Annotated in this window: 17 protein-coding genes; 4 read left to right on the top strand and 13 right to left on the bottom strand. The window is 61.7% G+C overall.

Features of this window, described 5'->3' with window-relative positions:
• The 3 genes from ASU23_RS16610 to ASU23_RS16600 form a co-directional block, all read right to left on the bottom strand.
• Window positions 1-714, bottom strand: a complete 714-nt coding sequence (locus tag ASU23_RS16610) for a FadR/GntR family transcriptional regulator (protein ID WP_058038285.1) — start codon at window positions 712-714, stop codon at window positions 1-3.
• Window positions 715-933: 219 nt separating this feature from the next.
• The gene (locus tag ASU23_RS16605; protein WP_058038469.1) at window positions 934-2,052 is read right to left on the bottom strand and encodes a hypothetical protein; all 1,119 of its coding nucleotides are present in this window, start codon (window positions 2,050-2,052) and stop codon (window positions 934-936) included.
• 358 nt (window positions 2,053-2,410) lie between these two features.
• Window positions 2,411-3,253, bottom strand: a complete 843-nt coding sequence (locus ASU23_RS16600; protein WP_030536480.1) for an NAD(P)-dependent oxidoreductase — start codon at window positions 3,251-3,253, stop codon at window positions 2,411-2,413.
• An 86-nt stretch (window positions 3,254-3,339) separates the two neighbouring features.
• Here ASU23_RS16600 and ASU23_RS16595 point away from each other — a divergent pair, with 86 nt between their 5' ends.
• The gene (locus ASU23_RS16595; protein WP_003940238.1) at window positions 3,340-3,984 is read left to right on the top strand and encodes a ScbR family autoregulator-binding transcription factor; all 645 of its coding nucleotides are present in this window, start codon (window positions 3,340-3,342) and stop codon (window positions 3,982-3,984) included.
• Window positions 3,985-4,022: 38 nt separating this feature from the next.
• Here ASU23_RS16595 and ASU23_RS16590 read toward each other — a convergent pair whose 3' ends face one another.
• Together ASU23_RS16590 and ASU23_RS16585 are read right to left on the bottom strand one after the other, a co-directional pair.
• Window positions 4,023-4,910 (bottom strand): ScbA/BarX family gamma-butyrolactone biosynthesis protein, encoded by an 888-nt coding sequence (locus ASU23_RS16590; RefSeq protein ID WP_058038284.1) that lies wholly within the window; start codon window positions 4,908-4,910, stop codon window positions 4,023-4,025.
• 167 nt (window positions 4,911-5,077) lie between these two features.
• Window positions 5,078-5,737 (bottom strand): LuxR C-terminal-related transcriptional regulator, encoded by a 660-nt coding sequence (locus ASU23_RS16585; RefSeq protein WP_058038283.1) that lies wholly within the window; start codon window positions 5,735-5,737, stop codon window positions 5,078-5,080.
• 517 nt (window positions 5,738-6,254) lie between these two features.
• Between ASU23_RS16585 and ASU23_RS16580 the strand changes: the two genes are divergently transcribed.
• Complete coding sequence (locus ASU23_RS16580; RefSeq protein ID WP_003940522.1) at window positions 6,255-7,754, top strand: NAD(P)/FAD-dependent oxidoreductase; 1,500 nt, start codon at window positions 6,255-6,257, stop codon at window positions 7,752-7,754.
• An 82-nt stretch (window positions 7,755-7,836) separates the two neighbouring features.
• On the opposite strand, the gene ASU23_RS16575 is transcribed toward ASU23_RS16580, so the two are convergent.
• Window positions 7,837-8,307: a hypothetical protein gene (locus ASU23_RS16575; RefSeq protein WP_058038282.1), complete on the bottom strand. Its 471-nt coding sequence runs from the start codon at window positions 8,305-8,307 to the stop codon at window positions 7,837-7,839.
• Window positions 8,308-8,384: 77 nt separating this feature from the next.
• Here ASU23_RS16575 and lexA point away from each other — a divergent pair, with 77 nt between their 5' ends.
• A complete protein-coding gene (gene lexA / locus ASU23_RS16570) occupies window positions 8,385-9,074 on the top strand; it encodes a transcriptional repressor LexA (protein ID WP_172827072.1) in 690 nt (229 codons plus the stop codon).
• Window positions 9,075-9,087: 13 nt separating this feature from the next.
• On the opposite strand, the gene ASU23_RS16565 is transcribed toward lexA, so the two are convergent.
• Genes ASU23_RS16565 through ASU23_RS16550 form a run of 4 tightly spaced genes read right to left on the bottom strand, consistent with a single transcriptional unit; the run spans window position 9,088 to window position 12,444 of the window.
• Window positions 9,088-9,501: a cupin domain-containing protein gene (locus ASU23_RS16565; protein WP_007729736.1), complete on the bottom strand. Its 414-nt coding sequence runs from the start codon at window positions 9,499-9,501 to the stop codon at window positions 9,088-9,090.
• Window positions 9,502-9,530: 29 nt separating this feature from the next.
• Window positions 9,531-9,917: a DUF2255 family protein gene (locus ASU23_RS16560; RefSeq protein ID WP_007729735.1), complete on the bottom strand. Its 387-nt coding sequence runs from the start codon at window positions 9,915-9,917 to the stop codon at window positions 9,531-9,533.
• Complete coding sequence (locus ASU23_RS16555; RefSeq protein WP_253741373.1) at window positions 9,892-11,370, bottom strand: MFS transporter; 1,479 nt, start codon at window positions 11,368-11,370, stop codon at window positions 9,892-9,894. Before ASU23_RS16555 ends, ASU23_RS16560 begins: the two co-directional genes overlap by 26 nt.
• A 36-nt stretch (window positions 11,371-11,406) precedes the next feature.
• A complete protein-coding gene (locus ASU23_RS16550; protein ID WP_030536486.1) occupies window positions 11,407-12,444 on the bottom strand; it encodes a zinc-dependent alcohol dehydrogenase family protein in 1,038 nt (345 codons plus the stop codon).
• A gap of 167 nt (window positions 12,445-12,611) precedes the next feature.
• Between ASU23_RS16550 and ASU23_RS16545 the strand changes: the two genes are divergently transcribed.
• A complete protein-coding gene (locus ASU23_RS16545) occupies window positions 12,612-13,496 on the top strand; it encodes a helix-turn-helix transcriptional regulator (RefSeq protein ID WP_007729733.1) in 885 nt (294 codons plus the stop codon).
• A 27-nt stretch (window positions 13,497-13,523) separates the two neighbouring features.
• On the opposite strand, the gene ASU23_RS16540 is transcribed toward ASU23_RS16545, so the two are convergent.
• The 3 genes from ASU23_RS16540 to ASU23_RS16530 all read right to left on the bottom strand — a co-directional run bounded on the left by ASU23_RS16540 (window position 13,524) and on the right by ASU23_RS16530 (window position 16,061).
• Window positions 13,524-14,666: a diguanylate cyclase gene (locus tag ASU23_RS16540; protein ID WP_007729732.1), complete on the bottom strand. Its 1,143-nt coding sequence runs from the start codon at window positions 14,664-14,666 to the stop codon at window positions 13,524-13,526.
• A gap of 118 nt (window positions 14,667-14,784) precedes the next feature.
• The gene (locus tag ASU23_RS16535; RefSeq protein WP_039973110.1) at window positions 14,785-15,249 is read right to left on the bottom strand and encodes an Rrf2 family transcriptional regulator; all 465 of its coding nucleotides are present in this window, start codon (window positions 15,247-15,249) and stop codon (window positions 14,785-14,787) included.
• Between the two features lie 62 nt (window positions 15,250-15,311).
• Entirely contained in the window at window positions 15,312-16,061 is a 750-nt protein-coding gene (locus ASU23_RS16530; RefSeq protein ID WP_007729730.1) for an SDR family oxidoreductase, read from the bottom strand.
• Window positions 16,062-16,248: the final 187 nt, after the last annotated feature.

The raw sequence follows: 16,248 nt of genomic DNA, 5'->3' as shown, positions 1-16,248 counted from the left end.
CTACTTCGGCATGTTTTGCAGAAAGAGGGATCGGCTGTGGTCCATCAGTCGGACCACTGCGGCGGCTGCGCCGTCCGGATCGCGGTCACGGATGGCCGCAAGCAGCTGCCGGTGTGGGTCGTCGTCGGTCCAAGGTCCGATGAACAGCTGTCGAGTCTCCTTGTCGGACTTACCTTGTGGGAGGCTCATGGTGTCAGAGCGATCGAGACTGCGGTAGATGTCCGTGATCAGTTGGTTCCCGCTCGCTGCGAACATCTCCAGGTGGAAGTCGAGGTCGTACTCGACGGATTTGGCGACGTCGGGCTCAGCGTCTCGGCCATCCAAAGCCCGAGTCATTCGGTCGATGTCTTCGGGCAGGGCTCGTTCGGCTGCGAGTCGGGCGGCGTAGAGCTCCAAAGCTTCACGGGCTTCGAAGATTTCGAGCACGTTCTCCGCCGCTGCACGTCTTTGAAGTGCAATTTCGAGTTCTGAGCTCGCGCAGACGTAGGTTCCGTCTCCCGGGCGTGCTTCGAGGAGGCCGGCATGGACGAGGCCGCGAATGGCCTCCCGGACCGTATTGCGGCTCGCGCCGGTCATTTCGACAAGTTGATGCTCGCCGGGGATCTTCTCCCCTAATTCCCAGTTGCCAGAAGTGATCTGGGACCGCAGTTGTTCCGCGATCTGCACTGAAAGTGGGATGTTGCGTGCGGTGGGTGCGATACGGGAATCCGGCATGAGTCAAATGTAGGACATTTGGCGATTTGTGGATAGGTTTACCTTTGTGATCTAGGGCACTCGGGTTCGGATCGGCCTGGGCGGGGTACCGCCCTTCCGCATGTCTGCGTGCACGTGAGTGCTCCTGCCGACCGCGCACGGGGCAGTTGACTCGACTCGAAGGGCAACTGCGATCGATTCCTCACGGAACCTCATGCCTAGCAGACCCTCACGTGCGAGTCATTGCTGCGATTCCAGCGTCCATGCGGGCTGGTCGGTCACTTCCGGGCCGTCGTGCAGCACCCAAGCACACGGCTCGGAAATGTAGGTGGCAGCATCGGTGAACCAGTATGTTTCGTCGGGTGCCCAGCCCGCGATGACGCTCGCCGTCTCGGCATCGACCTCGATCGCGGTTCCTGCTGCCGCGAGGTATGCCGTCACGGTAAGGTGCACTCCCTCAAATCTTTCCGCGACCTGCACCCAGTCGGGGATGACCCACCTGCCTGATCGGCCGGTAGTCCGATACCAAACCTGCCGCGTTTCTGCGGTGACCTCGAGCGGGAACCGTCTGCACAGCTCCGACCAGGCTTGCGCGCTGTCGATCTCGTAGATGCGTGCGCCAGTCGGTGGCCGCAATGCTCGGACGACGACCCGTTCCCATCCCATGCTGTCTTCGACGAACCACAAGCCCGCCGGAGTCCCGTCGAACAGCGCCCTCGTCGAACCCTGAGTGGGTGGATTCGACCACCAATAACCTGACCAGTTCGCCGCGGGGTCCACCGGGCGGTCACGTTCAGCTCTCGCTTCCGATTCCAGGGTGCTCGTGCGCCACTCGCTGAGGAGTTGTTGCGCAGCAGGCACTTCGTCTGTGTCCGGAGATTCCTCACCTCTGCTCAGAATCGACCATTGGTCGGATGAGGCGAGCGAGGTTGACCACCACCGCGCGCATTCGGAGCCGGCGATGTGCTCGGCGACGCGTCGAAGCTCATCTCGCATAACTTCGGTGGCGACGAGGACGTCTTCTCCGTCGGGATCCTGCCAGTAACGCGCCGCATCGACCGCTTCTGCGAGGGCGGAGCGTAGATCGACGGCGGTGACGTCGGGGAGCGATATTTCCGTGAGGCTGCGCGCCACGCCCTCCGCGGTGACTATGGTCTGCCGGGCCTCTTCGGCGCCCGGGCCGAACAACACTTGGGAGGTTCCTTGTCCGATGTCGAGGTGATACGCCGCCCGGTGAGCGTTGATGCGGAACATGTCGTCGCCTGGCTCGGGACGCAGGGCGCGTTCGGCGTCGATCGCATACGCGAGCAGCATCCGGCGTCCGCGCGGGCCCGACAGCAAAATATCCGCAGTGAGCATCTGTTCTCCCGTTTTCTGGTTCAGATGACGGTAGCCGAGGTCGTTGAGACGGAGAACTTTCTCCTTTGATGTCGGAAATCCCGACGGTCCCGTCGCGCACGACATGATCGCCACACACTGCATTCGGCGGCGAAGGCGGACGGAAGGGAGCCCCAGGCTGCTGCCAGTCGCGTGAACGCCGCTTCTTTGGTGTGCGCGATCACTGCCGTCTTTGCGTAGCTGTGGTTTTCGTCGATCAGAGCTCTCTGTTTGCCTGTAGTGACTGCGAAATAGGTCGTATTGATTGCTGAGGCTGAACAATAGAGAGGGCTGAAAAAGTTGGGAGACAGGTGTTTTGGCAGGAGTGATCCGTGTGCCATCAGTACAGTCTCGACCGGAACCAGTGATCGAGGCTGATCATGTCGATCTGGTGCATGTCGAGACTCAGCTGGGCAGCAGCTTTCACCGCGTCGGCGCGGGGGATAGAGTTCTGGGGCAGAGTCCAGTTGGTCTCCCGTGCATGTTGCTCGAGAAGGTCGATGACTGTCCGCGGGACAGGCTCGTTGACGTGAAGTGTTGAGCCGTAGCGAAATTGCTGTTCTATCGACAACTCGTAGATGGATCGGGCGAGTAGGTCTACGTCGACTACCGACAGGACAGCGCTACCGCCGTCGATGATCGAGTCGAGGCGAGAGACAATTCGCGTCAGTGTCGGAAGAAACCATCTGTCGCCGGGTCCGTACACGAGATGCGGCCGGACGACCAGGCCTCCGGCGTCGCGCACGAACTTCTCGGCGAGAGCGCGCGTGCGACTGGCAGGTGAGAAGGGGCTGAGAGGTGCGCCGTTGACCGGCAAGTCTCGAAACGGTCCCGGCCCGTACACGGCCGCGGTACTGACGTAGAGCAAGCGTTCGACGCCGACGTCGGCGGCCATCGACGCAACGTTCTGTACGCCGTGTTGGTTGACGTGAACGCACTGTTGTTCGTCGTCGCCCACGTACGACACGCAACAGATGACGGTCGACGCCTGACTCATTGCAAGTCGTAGAGAAGCACTTTCGTTGATGTCGCCGATCACGGTGGCGATTCCTTCACGGCCGAACTGTTTGGCTGCGGTGGCCGTGCGAACGAAACCGATTGCAGCGTTTCCGTCGCGGGAAACCAGCTGTTTCATCACTGCGGAGCCGATGAAACCAGTGGCCCCGAGTACCAGAGTCGTCACGGTGTGTCCGTGTCGAGAGCGTTGCTGCGGGCTCTTTCGACGTATCGTTGAGATTCATTCCGTCGGCAACGAGAGCTGGGTAGATCATGCAGGAGCGTGCTGTCCTGACGCGCCAGGCCGTCATTTTGGGTGCTGCGAAGAGCTTCGAGAAGTTCGGGTACTCCGCCAGTTTGGGCACGATCTTGCAGCACGGGGGTGTGTCGAAGGGGGCGATGTATTTTCATTTCGCGTCCAAGGAGGAGCTTGCGCACGCGGTCATCGCAGCGCAGCACGGTATGGCGATGGAGGGTACCCGGCGGGTTGCTGCGCACTCCGACATCGCGGTCGAAACCCTGGTGCTCGTTTCGCAGGAGATGGCTCGGCAGCTTGTGACCGAGCCCATCGCGCGAGGTGGCATGCGGTTGACGATGGAGATCGGCAGTATTCAAGGCCCCATCGAACAGCCGTACCTCGATTGGATCGAGGCTATCAAGCAGGTGGCAACCCAAGCGGCCGAAGCCGGCGATATCGTCCCGGGCACCGATATAGACGCGTTGGCTCGATTTGTGGTGGGGTCGTTCACCGGAGTGCAGATTCTCTCGGAAATGCTGACGGGCAGAACCGATCTGTACGAGCGGTTGAGTCAGATGTGGAACCTGGTGCTGCCAACGATCGTCCGCGAGGACAAGTTGGCGCACGTCATGCAACTGGCGGCGCTTGCACCGAGAGAGTGGGAAGCACCGAGCGCTTGACGTGGAAGACGCGACGAGAAGAACGTGTTCGTTCCCTCTCATGATTGGTCCGCAACTGTAATTTCGAGTTCCGCGGTGGTTTCCAGTTCTTGAGTGAACCGAACTCGGTGCACATGGCCCGACGCGTCAAGGGGGATCGTTGACATCTCGCACGGCGTTTCCCATTCAGTGAACCTCGGAAAGACCGCCGAGAGTGAGGCGATCTTTGTTGCTGGGTTGCCGATGTGAAATCGGAGCGCTTGTCGGGCGGCCTCGAAAAGTATCATTCCTGGGATGTGGTCGACGGGGTGGTCGAAAAGGGAGTGGTTGCGCGGATCGGGAGCGCAGAACATCGCGTGCCGAGCAGGATCAGTGCTGATGAGCACATCTCCATCGGTTAGGCGTCCGACTCGCTCCGATCCGACCACCGCGGCTCCGGAAGGAAGGATGCGCCGGCTCGGGCGGTGGTCTTCTCGTCCTTGCCGAATTCGACGGTATCCCTCGGGGCTGACTCCTCGCGCAACAGCGTTGCATCTGGCGACGTGCCGGTTGCCCTCGCTGAGGATCCCCGACACTTCGACCCCCGAAACCGCTCCGTCGCGATGAGTGAGGTTGTCCACTGTCATCGAGAAACTCAACGGCTCCGCGACTGATTGCACGTCGAGCGCGTCCAGCATCTCGAAGCTGAACCTTTCCATGAGGAACTTGTAGTGCAGTGGAATCTCGTATCGGGTGTGGCACAGAAGCACCACTGCCTGTCGAAATGCTTCTGCCACCCCGAGCGGATCGTGTTGCTCGCTCGATACGTCGAATATCCGGTGCGAGACCGGGAGTTGCACAGCAACCTGGTACGCCGAGTCCGATTCGATCCGGTAGTCCGTCAAGAAAACCTCGGCAACAGCATGTCTGTGGACAAGATGCCGCGGCACTGTGCGTGTGTATTCCATTGATTGAATGCACCTTTCGATGTTCACTCGTGTCTTCGGTGTCGTGTAGGACCTAATATTCGACGTCCGGGCGCGTCATCGAATCGTCAAAATTGACGATCTTTTCGAAGGTCGAGTTCGATCAGGGGCGGCACCCCATCTCAGCGAGTGTGTCTGGGCACTTCCTGCTAGAAGCGTCCGATCCGAAGTTCCAGTGGGTGTCTGCGTGCGTCGTGACCAGAGCGGCGGAGCATCGCGCATGCCTCCAGCTGGGAATGCACCCCCAGTTTCTGCAGGATGCTTCGGATGTGGGCGCGAACCGTGGTCGGTGCGATGTGGGCGGTTCGAGCAATCGAGTCGACATTCGAGCCTCCGTAGAGAAGGCCCACGATCTCGAACTCGCGATCGGTGAGACTGCTGATTCGTGCGAATTCTTCGGTGCGCAACCGGATGCGTTGTACGAGCGAGGACTTGTCGTGTGCAGACCGAGCGGAGTTGGGGTTGATCGCGGCCTGCAGCTCATCGAGCAGGGATGTGAATGGCAGTTGAGAGTTGAGCACGGCGTGGGCGCCCGCTGCGAGCCCCCGAATCATGGAGTTGCCGCTACTGAGATCGCCGACCAGGACCGATCCCTCGAGCGCGGAGAGCTCCTTCACCTGCCAGTCGACGCCCCCGAGTGGTAGGAGAACGAGCGCTCTACCGTGATCGCTGGTGTGATGCCTTAACAGGCTCATGTCTGCGATTTGTGGCTCGGAATAAGCCCTGGCGCTGATTCCGGCAGCGATTGCATTGGCGAACTCTCGATCGCTATGAGTGGTGTACACGGTGACTGTGCTGGAGAGTGTCATAGCGACTACATCTCCGGTGGAGGTCCGCTCCGCCCGCTCTCTTCGCTGCGGAACCAAAACCGTTGCTTTCAGCGTGGTTTCGTCAGCAGGTTAGCTATCGCAGTGACCTTTCCGCTGATGCGCACGAAGGTTACGGCGATATCGCAGTTGCCCGTCCTCCCATGGAAACTCGCGCGTTCGACGCCTGATCATGGACCTTCGAATTATGCTAGGGCGCTGAATATTTGGGCGATGAGTATCCCGCGTAGACGAGCCATTGGGCGTTCCGTCGACGACGTGAACGACTCTCCAGTGGCTCGAGGCATCCAGGCGTCTCGATCGAGTTTCCGCGAGGCCGGTGCGTCGCACCTCAATGTTCCGTACGCGGCCGGGTCGAGATATTGACTGTTACCGTCAGATGCACATACCCTGTTCATTGGCGCTGACCTTAGGGAACCCGGCCTGAACCGGCCGATCGTTCTCGGTCACTGCCGACGCCAGAAGTAGCTTCGCGACGACCGACGAAACGAGTTTCCTCATGACACAGCATGTCGACGTACTGATCATCGGCGCTGGCTTGTCCGGAATCGGCGCGGCTTGCCACCTCATTCGTGAGCAGACCGGAAGCACTTACGCGATCCTCGAACGCCGCGAGAACATCGGTGGCACCTGGGACCTGTTCAAGTATCCCGGCATCCGTTCGGATTCCGACATGCTCACCTTCGGATTCGGTTTCCGTCCGTGGATCGGAACCAAAGTGCTCGCAGACGGCGCCAGTATCCGTGACTACGTCGAGGAAACCGCCAAGGAATACGGCGTCACCGACCACATCAACTTCGGCCGCAAGGTCGTGGCAATGGACTTCGATCGCGCGACTGCACAGTGGTCCGTGACCGTCCTGGTCGAGGCGACGGGGGAGACCGAGACGTGGACCGCGAACGTCCTCGTCGGCGCCTGTGGTTATTACAACTACGACAAGGGATACCGCCCCGCCTTCCCCGGTGAGGACGACTTCCGCGGTCAGATCGTGCACCCGCAGCACTGGCCGGAGGATCTCGATTACACCGGAAAGAAGGTAGTGGTCATCGGTTCCGGTGCCACCGCGATCACGCTGATCCCGTCGATGGCCCCCACTGCCGGTCACGTCACCATGCTGCAGCGCTCGCCCACGTGGATCCAGGCGCTACCGTCCGAGGACCCTGTGGCCAAGGGTCTCAAGCTTGCACGCGTTCCCGATCAGATCGCTTACAAGATCGGTCGAGCCCGCAATATCGCACTGCAACGCGCCAGCTTTCAGCTCTCACGCACCAATCCGAAGCTGGCGAAGAAGCTGTTCCTCACCCAGATCCGCTTGCAACTCGGCAAGAACGTGGACCTGCGTCACTTCACCCCCAACTACAACCCGTGGGATCAGCGCCTGTGCGTGGTTCCCAACGGGGACCTGTTCAAGGTGCTCAAGAGTGGCAAGGCCGACATCGTCACCGACCGTATCGCCACGTTCACCGAGAAGGGCATCGTGACCGAGTCGGGCCGCGAAATCGAGGCCGACGTCATCGTCACGGCGACCGGCTTGAACGTACAGATCCTGGGCGGGGCGACCATGAGCATCGACGGCGAGCCCGTCAAGCTCAACGAGACGGTCGCCTACAAGAGCGTGCTCTACTCCGACATCCCGAACTTCCTGATGATCCTCGGCTACACCAACGCATCCTGGACGCTCAAGGCCGACCTGGCCGCGTCCTATCTGTGTCGCGTACTCAAGATCATGCGTAAGCGCGACTACACGACTTTCGAGGTTCACGCCGAACCTGAGGACTTCGCCGAAGAATCTCTCATGGGCGGAGCCCTGACCTCGGGCTACATCCAGCGCGGCGACGGAGAGATGCCGCGTCAGGGTGCCCGCGGTGCGTGGAAAGTGGTCAACAATTACTACCGCGACCGCAAGCTGATGCACGACGCCGAGATCGAAGACGGTGTGCTGCAGTTCAGCAAGGTCGATATTGCTGTCGTGCCTGATAGCAAGGTCGCCAGCGCATAGTCGGCTCCACCGGGGGATGGACCGGTCGTACCAGTGGGGACGTCGGAGAATGTGCTGGAGATGTTGCGTCGACGTACCCGCGTCACGGGGTTTGCGATCGGTGAGTTCGCTTCCGTAATCGTCGGTTGTGCACCACCATGGGAAGAACATAGGTAGCGACCATGATCACGGCGAGCAGTCCGAGATAGAGATATGGCCAGGTCCATCCCGCTGCTCGTATGGCCAGCAACGATCCGCCCATGATCAAGGGCATCCCGGCCCCGGCGAGCAGGTCGACGTCACGGGGCGAGACGGGTGGGGTTCCGAGCAGAGGTACGCGGCTGCACGAGTTTTCTCTGATCGTGCGCATCACTGACATGCAGTAGAGGGCGGCGCCGGCGATCGCGATCGCCGCGCCAAGTGCAACTTCGACGACGCCGGTTCTCGCGGACATCAATGCGTAGGCAAACACACCCACCGTTCCCAAAGTGACCGGTGCCGACTTCCAGATCGGCGTCGACTTATGGGTGTCGGCGGGAACACTGACCGGGCGCATCGGTTCGAGAGGCTCCATCAGCTCAGCGTGCCATGCGCCGCTCGGGAAACAAACTGCCTGTGCCGTTTCTGGCAGACTCCGGCTGCCTGGCCTGGATGTCGGGACCCCTCACTACGATTCTCGTCGTGACCGATTACGACGATCTCGACATGTTCGGTGGCCTCGACGCCTCCTCCCTGCCGCTCCGCCAGCAGCAGATTCTGATGACCATCCGGGATCTCGTGGCTGCCAACGGGTGCACGCCGAGCACACGGCAGATCGGAGACGCGGTTGGTCTGCGCTCGACGTCGACGGTGTCCAAGCACCTCAAGAGTCTCGAAGAGAAGGGCTTCCTCCGTAGGGGAGCGGCCATGGCTCGGCAGTTGGACGTGCGGCCGTTCCTCGTAGGCGCGAAGGAACAGTCGTCGTCGAATACGGTGACGGTTCCGGTCGTCGGTGACATCGCGGCCGGCGCGCCGATCCTCGCGGAGGAGCACGCCGACGAGGTGCTTGCGCTTCCTCGTGAGCTTGTCGGCTCTGGCACGGTGTTCGGACTTCGGGTGCGTGGTGAGTCGATGGTCGACGCAGCGATCTGTGACGGTGACGTCGTCGTGGTGCGCCGCCAGGACGAAGCTCATTCCGGTGAGATCGTCGCCGCGATGATCGACGGCGAGGCCACGGTGAAGGTGCTCCGGCGTCGCGACGGTCACGTGTACCTCGAGCCTCGCAATCCCGCGTACAGCGTCATCGACGGCGATCGCGCGGTCATCCTGGGCAAAGTTGTTTCCGTGATGCGCCGTATCTGAGAGGTGTCCGGTCTCAACGACGTTTGGCGCGGGGACCGCCGTATTCCTCATCGGTGACTTTGTCGCCCCATGTAGTTTCGGTGCCTCCGTCGCCGGGTCCTTCCCACAGTGCGAGGTGGCTCATGAAACGGTCGGGTGCCGCGCCGTGCCAGTGTTCCTCTCCCGCTGGGGTGTAGACGGTCTCACCCGGGTGGACTTCGACGATCTCGCCGCCGCGAGCTTGAACCAGCGCGGTACCGGAGACGATGTGGAGGGTCTGTCCGACTGCATGGGAGTGCCAGTCGGTTCGCGCGCACGGTGCAAAGCGAACCATGTTGGCGCGCATCCTCGACGGCTCCTGGCCGGCGTAGATGACGTCCCACCAGACGTCGCCGGTGAACCAGTCGCTGGGTGCTTTGCTGGTGGGCTGGGGCTTCAAGATTTCCATGAGGTCTCCTCGGAATCGAAAGGGGCGGTTCAGTTCTGCGTCAGCGGAACAAGTCGAATGGTGTTGGGTGCGGCGGCGCGGCCGGTGACGGAGCCGACGATCTGCGGGCCGTAGCGGTCGTACTTGGTGTGATAGGCGGAGTCGATCGACGAGTGGGCATCCGGTGCGGCGGACTCGAACGCCACGTCCCGCTCGATTCCTCCTGCTCGGATTCGGCCCGTTCCACTTGCCGTTGCTCGGACGAACCACGGGTTGTCGGTTCCGTAGGCCGAGCGAACGTACAGTTGGTTGTCGGTACGGACAACCCAAATCGTGACGTACGGCCTTGCGGTTCCGTCTCGGCGGTACGAGGAGACCTGCAACTCCTCGGCGTCGCCGATCTTGGTCAGTTCAGCCTCGGTCCACGAGTGCGACATCTCGGCTTCCTTTCTCCTGGTCGAATTGCTTTGCGGTACTTCGCGTTCTCGTAGCCGGGACGATCAGTGCGAGGACGATGACGAGACAAGCGGCGAGCAGGGCGGTGCCTGCGGTGAGAGCCGTTGATACGTGATCGGTGAGTGCCGTTGTAGCGTCGTCGGCAGAGGATCCGGCGCCCGCGGAGACTGCGACGAGGATGCCGAGTCCGAGAGCACTGCCCAGTTGATGTGCAGTGTTGACCAATCCTGATGCGGCACCGGCATCTTCGGCCTGTACCCCGGAGATGCCGGCAGAAGTCAGTGGGGCGAAAGCCAACCCCTGTCCGGCGCCGATCAAGATCATCGGAAGTGCTATCGCAGTGAGGTACGTGCTGCCGGGATGGACCAGACTGAGCCACGCCATCCCGGCTAGGGTGACGGCAATGCCAACCGACAGAATTGCGGAATTTCCGAATCGCGGTGTCAGTCGCGGAATAAGCATCGCCACAGCAAAATTGACGATCGTCATCGGGAAGAAGGCGATGCCTGCTTGGAACGCGCTGAAGCCCATGACGCCTTGGAGTAGCTGAGTCGTGAAGTAGAAGAATCCGATCATGGCACCCAGATAGAGCATTCGGGCGGCGTACGCCCCGGATCGCTCCCGGCTACGGAACAACCTCAGTGGCATGATCGGCTGCTCCGCTCTCGCTTCGTTGAGGAAGAGCAAGGTCAGTAGTATCGCCCCGGCCGCCAGTGTCGCAACGGTGATCGGTGAGGTCCACCCCGCTTCGGCCGAGTTGACGGTGCCGAAGACGAGCGCGGTCATCCCGAGTGTGGCGAGAACAGCGCCGGCCACATCGAAACGTCCGGAGTTGGGCTCGGTTTCCGGAATGAACCGGGGAGCGAGAGCGATCATCGCGATACCGATCGGAACGTTGATGAAAAAGCCTGCGCGCCAAGACACCCAGTCGGCAAGGGCGCCGCCGATCACGAGTCCGAGGCTGGCGCCTATTCCCGCAGCAGCGCCGTACCAGGCAACAGCGCGCGTTCGCTCCGGGCCGGGCGGGAAACTGGCGGTCAGCAGTGACAGCGACGCCGGGGCGACCACTGCTGCTCCGACGCCTTGGAGAGCGCGCGCTGCGATGAGCCACCAACCGTTCGGCGCGACCCCGACGAGAAACGACGCAATCGCGAAAATCGCGAGACCGGCCACGAATACGCGACGACGGCCGAAGATGTCCCCGAGACGAGCACCCAGCAGGAGAAGCCCGCCGAACACCAGGGTGTAGGCGTCCTGGACCCAGGACAGCCCGGTTGCCGAGTAACCCATGCTGCTTTGGATGCTGGGTAGCCCGGTGAAGATGATCGAATTGTCGAGCAGGATCATGAAATAGCTGATCAGAATGATCGCCAGGATCGCGGTGGGATTGATGCGACCGACAACAGGACGGGTGGCAATGTGGGTCACGCGCATCTTCTTCGCAAGTGGTGGACTTTCGCAAGTGGTGGACTACGGGCGGACGAGGACCTTCAACGATTCACGGGAGTCCATGGCTCGGTAGCCTTCCGCTACGTCGTCGAGTCCGACGGTGTGGTCGAAGACCTTGCCCGGCTCGATCTTTCCATCGAGCACATCCGGCATCAGCTCTTCGATGTACGCGCGCACCGGGGCCGGTCCACCGGTGAGTGTGATGTTGGGTCCGAAGAGTGTCCCGAATCCGATTGGAGCTTCTTCGTATTGGGGTACTCCGACTCGGCTGATGACGCCGCCCGGTCGGACAACTCCGAGCGACTGCTCGTAGGCAGGCATGTGACCTACCGCTTCGAGGACGACATGAGTGCCGTCGCCTCCGGTCAGTTCGCGGACTTTCTCGATGCCCTCGTCTCCACGTTCGGCAACCACGTCGGTGGCTCCGAACTCGAGACCGAGATCCGTGCGGGTCTTGTGGCGCCCCATGAGGATGATGCGCTCGGCGCCGAGGCGTTTGGCGGAGAGCACTGCCATCAGCCCCACGGCTCCATCGCCGATGACCGTGACCGTCGTGCGTTGGTTGACGCCACCCTTGACCGCCGCGTGATAGCCGGTGCCGAAGACGTCGGAGAGTGTGAGCAGTGACGGTAGGAGTTCGGAATCCTCACCGACCGGCGCCTTGACCAGGGTGCCGTCTGCCAACGGCACTCGGATGGCCTCTGCCTGACCGCCTCCGATCCCGTTTCCGGCCCAGAATCCACCGTGTCGGCAAGACGTCTGCAAGCCTTCGCGGCAGAAGTCGCACGTCCCGTCGGACCAGGCGAAGGGGGCGATGACGAAGTCGCCCTTCTTCAACGTGGACACCTCGCGACCGGTCTCTTCCACCACTCCGACAAATTCGTGGCCCATCGGGGAGCCACCGGGCGTGGCCGGCATGTTGTGGTAAGGGTGCAGGTCAGAGCCGCAAACGCACGCCCTGACGACCCGCACGATCGCGTCCGTCGGCTGCTGCAGTGCCGGATCGGGCACGGTCTCGACTCGAACGTCTCCGGCGCCGTACATGATGGTTGCTCGCATGGTGTCCCCTCTTGCTTCTGGTGTCGCGTGCTTCGAAGTCGACGTTTCGGCGTGGACCGGTCGACTGCAATCAGTCAACGCCACGCCTCGCGGGCGCGGGAGTGTCTGTTGTTCCAGGTAACGGCAGTACCTCCCTCGGTCTTCTCCGCTCGAGTAACGTGAACTGCATGGACAACCGAGCCGAGATCCGCGAATTCCTCAGCTCCCGTCGTGCTCGCATCACACCCGAGCAGGCAGGGCTGCCGGCCTACGGCGGAAACCGTCGCGTCAAGGGGTTGCGCCGTGAGGAAGTCGCTCTGCTCGCCGGTGTGAGCATCGACTACTACGTGCGCATGGAACGCGGAAATCTGGCGGGAGCGTCGGACTCGGTGCTCGAAAGCCTTTCCCGAGCACTGCAACTCGACGAAGCCGAAACTGCCCACTTGTACGACCTCGCGAAGGCGGCCAGTGCAGGCGCACCGAGTAGAAAGCGGCCCGCCCCCAAGGGCGTGAGCCCGGCGATTCAGCAGATACTCGACGCCATCACCGACGCACCGGCGTGGGTACGTAATGCCAGGCACGACATGCTGGCGGCCAATCGTATGGCGCGCGCGTTGTATTCGCCGGTGTTGGCCGATCCACGTAGGCCGGCGAACAACGCCCGGTTCGTGTACCTGGACCCGGCATCGCAGGACTTCTTCGTGGATTGGGAGCGCGCGGCAGACGACATCGCCGCGATGCTCCGCTCGGAAGCGGGGCGCAATCCCCATGACAAGGCGCTGACCGAGCTCATCGGTGAACTTGCCACTCGCAGTGAGGTATTCCGCACCCGGTGGGCGAAACACAATGTGCGCTTTCATCGGACGGGATTCAAGAAGGTTCGTCACCCCGTCGTCGGAGACCTGGAGCTGAACTTCGAGGCGATGGAACTGCCGTCCAATCCCGGGCTGACACTGCTGGTCTACACCGCGGCGCCGGGGACGCCCACGGCTGATGCACTCAAACTCTTGGCGAGTTGGGCGGCAACCCAGGATCAGCTGGATCCGGCGAACGACAGCGAAGCGGCGCTCTGAATTCGATCGACAGGTAATCGTGTCGATTCAGCTCAGATGCGTTACTGCCCAAGCTACCTGGTCTCCACCTCGTCGTTTCGCCCGATACATCGCGTTGTCGGCATCGGCAAGAATCCGATCGATGGTTCCCGAAGCGTCCGGGATTGTCGAGGACAGCCACACGCTGGCTCCGACGCTCACGGAAATCGACTGCCGGCCGGCGGGCCGCGATATCGAATTGTGAATGTCCACCACGGTTTGTTCGATGCGACGTGGCTCCACGGGCATGAGAATCACGAACTCGTCGCCGCCAGTCCGCGCCACCAGCCCGACCTCTCCGACCACCGAGTTCAGGCGCCGGCCGACTGTCACCAGCATCCGATCGCCTTCCGCGTGACCCAGTTTGTCGTTGACGCTCTTGAACGAATCGACATCGATCACCACCGCAAGGACTACGTGTCCTTGGAGTTCGCCGACACCGAACAACTGTTGCCAGACATTGTGCAGCCCACGTCGATTCAGGGCAGCGGTGAGTGGATCACGCCAAGAGTGTCGTGCGTCGTCGGTCAAATACAGGACGAGGAAATGCACGGTCATCGAGGCTGAAGCGATAACACACCCGATGACGAATCCAGTGGACACCGACAGCGAAGAGTCGGTATCCGGATCGGTTACAGCTCGAATTGTCAGTAGCGCAACGACGAACAGCGCACCGGTGATCTGTGCGGTGACTATTCGAGGGCTGTGGAATACCGACGAATAGTTCGCGACGACCACGAACAGAACGGTGCCGGTCAATGCCAGGAAGCTCGAATGGATTCCGGCGAGAAGTATCAAGGACAAGCAGATATTGGTGAGCGAAACGAAACGAACGGATTGATGGTGACTCGGCCAAGACCGACCGAGTGACCAGCGAATCATGCAGTAGAGCGCGATCATGCATGCTGCGCCCGCCGCGAGCCGTTCAGGGAGCTCGGTTGCGCCACCCTTCACGAATTGAGCCAGTACGGCGAGTGCCACGAACACAGCACACCAAAAGGTGACGACCACCCTGGCTGTCCCCAACATCGATCGAGCAGCCAGGAACCTCGGGAACCATTCGCCGTCGTACGCAAGAGACCACCAGCGACTCAACAGTCCCGTTGTTTGACGAATGTTCTGCCCCAACCCCGCAGCGCCACTGACTCCCATGAAACCCCCTCCGAGATCTTGCGAAAATTCCCGGAAGATTCTTCGTCAAGATTTGATCCCCGAACAAGGTACCCGATAGTTGAACGATGGATTGCCGTCTCGTGGGGTGTGGGCTGCTCTAGGGTGTGATCGGTGTGGTCAGGATCTTTCTGAGTGCCGGAAGGTCCAGGGTTGCAGCAAGATCTGCAATAGTGACCCCCGACAGTGATGCGCGCCAGGCTTTTTCGGCGTCGGCCATGACCTTGGCGATTCCGCAGGCGGAACGGCACTGTTCCGGTGGGGCGGCGAGGATTCCTTGCTGTCGAATCTCCGTGCACCGGAACGCAGGTTCGGTGCCGTCAACGGCCTGTACGACGTCGAGAACGGTGATCTTCTCGGGAGCCCGGGTGAGAACGTACCCGCCGTCTCGGCCCTCGGTCGGATTGACCAGACCGGCGTGCGCGAGCGCTCGCAGATGCTTCGCCAGGTATGTCTTCGACACCCCGTGAAGTTCGGCGAGTCTGGCTGTGGGTACCGGCCCTTCGGACTGGCTCAGAACCACGCAGCAGTGGAGTGACCACTCCACGCCTCCGGAAAGCTTCATGATTGGACTCTATCGACGCCGCGGAAAGCGGTGCGGGCCGGACGTCGCTCGAGTTGTCGACGTCAGGCCTTCTCGGCAAGCCACGCGTCGTATGTTGTCGGCGCGATCCATGCATCTGCACCGGGTGTCGGGGTCAGTGCCGAGTTGTCGAGTTTCGCGCCGAAGTAGCCGGCTTCGGGATCGGAGATAACCGAACGCTTGTCGCCGGTGACGAGGAACAAGCGCCGGACCAGTTCGTCGATGCCCAGCGGTTCGGGTCCGGCAATCTCGACCGTGCCGTTTTGCGGCGCGCCGATCACTACCTCGGCGACGTGGGACACGACGTCTCTAGACGCGATGGGTTGCAGATGTCCCGGCGTTGCGTGGACGGCGCCGTCGGTGGTTCCCGCGTCGGCGATTCCGGCGACGAACTCGAAGAATTGGGTCGATCGGACGATCGTGTAGGGGGTCGGGCCCGCTTTGACCAGGTCTTCCTGGGCGACCTTGGCTCGCATGTACCCGGAATCGGGCAGTCGATCGGCACCCACGATGGACAGGATGACGTGGTGCCCGACGCCTGCCTTCTCCTCCGCGGCGAGGATGTGGCCGGTTCCGTCGCGGAAGAAGGCCAAGACGTCGTCGTCCGACCATGACGGGGAATTGGTCAGATCCACGACGACGTCGGCACCCTCGACTGCCTCGGCGATACCTGCGCCGGTGGTGATGTCGATCCCGTCGCCGCGACCGAGCGCCTTCACGTCGTGCCCGGCGTCAGCGAGCTTGGCGGCGACCTGGCTTCCGATGAGTCCGCTTCCGAAAATGACGATCTTCATGTTTTTCTCCTTTACTCGGATAAGTAGTGTCCAAGTATACTCGGACACTACTTATCCAAGTCAAGGGTTGCCCGGTCAGTCGAAGAGTTCGGCGGCCAGTGCTTCGTAGGTCGCGATCGGATCACCTTCGGCGGGAAGTGCTTGGATCGCAACGTGATCGGCACCCGCCGCGACATGCTCCCGAAGT

The organism is Rhodococcus sp. KB6 (assembly GCF_001445685.1).
In the GTDB taxonomy this organism is placed as follows: domain Bacteria; phylum Actinomycetota; class Actinomycetes; order Mycobacteriales; family Mycobacteriaceae; genus Rhodococcus_F; species Rhodococcus_F qingshengii.
The sequence above is the reverse complement of the archived record's forward strand: the minus strand, read 5'-3'. Positions and strand labels throughout refer to the sequence as shown.

Coding starts and splice junctions, on each gene's coding strand:
- ASU23_RS16610 (WP_058038285.1), bottom strand. CDS start 714: ATGCCGGATTCCCGTATCGCACCCACCGCACGCAACATCCCACTTTCA.
- ASU23_RS16605 (WP_058038469.1), bottom strand. CDS start 2,052: ATGCTCACTGCGGATATTTTGCTGTCGGGCCCGCGCGGACGCCGGATG.
- ASU23_RS16595 (WP_003940238.1), top strand. CDS start 3,340: ATGCAGGAGCGTGCTGTCCTGACGCGCCAGGCCGTCATTTTGGGTGCT.
- ASU23_RS16590 (WP_058038284.1), bottom strand. CDS start 4,910: ATGGAATACACACGCACAGTGCCGCGGCATCTTGTCCACAGACATGCT.
- ASU23_RS16585 (WP_058038283.1), bottom strand. CDS start 5,737: ATGACACTCTCCAGCACAGTCACCGTGTACACCACTCATAGCGATCGA.
- ASU23_RS16580 (WP_003940522.1), top strand. CDS start 6,255: ATGACACAGCATGTCGACGTACTGATCATCGGCGCTGGCTTGTCCGGA.
- ASU23_RS16575 (WP_058038282.1), bottom strand. CDS start 8,307: ATGGAGCCTCTCGAACCGATGCGCCCGGTCAGTGTTCCCGCCGACACC.
- lexA (WP_172827072.1), top strand. CDS start 8,385: ATGTCGGGACCCCTCACTACGATTCTCGTCGTGACCGATTACGACGAT.
- ASU23_RS16565 (WP_007729736.1), bottom strand. CDS start 9,501: ATGGAAATCTTGAAGCCCCAGCCCACCAGCAAAGCACCCAGCGACTGG.
- ASU23_RS16560 (WP_007729735.1), bottom strand. CDS start 9,917: ATGTCGCACTCGTGGACCGAGGCTGAACTGACCAAGATCGGCGACGCC.
- ASU23_RS16555 (WP_253741373.1), bottom strand. CDS start 11,370: ATGCGCGTGACCCACATTGCCACCCGTCCTGTTGTCGGTCGCATCAAT.
- ASU23_RS16550 (WP_030536486.1), bottom strand. CDS start 12,444: ATGCGAGCAACCATCATGTACGGCGCCGGAGACGTTCGAGTCGAGACC.
- ASU23_RS16545 (WP_007729733.1), top strand. CDS start 12,612: ATGGACAACCGAGCCGAGATCCGCGAATTCCTCAGCTCCCGTCGTGCT.
- ASU23_RS16540 (WP_007729732.1), bottom strand. CDS start 14,666: ATGGGAGTCAGTGGCGCTGCGGGGTTGGGGCAGAACATTCGTCAAACA.
- ASU23_RS16535 (WP_039973110.1), bottom strand. CDS start 15,249: ATGAAGCTTTCCGGAGGCGTGGAGTGGTCACTCCACTGCTGCGTGGTT.
- ASU23_RS16530 (WP_007729730.1), bottom strand. CDS start 16,061: ATGAAGATCGTCATTTTCGGAAGCGGACTCATCGGAAGCCAGGTCGCC.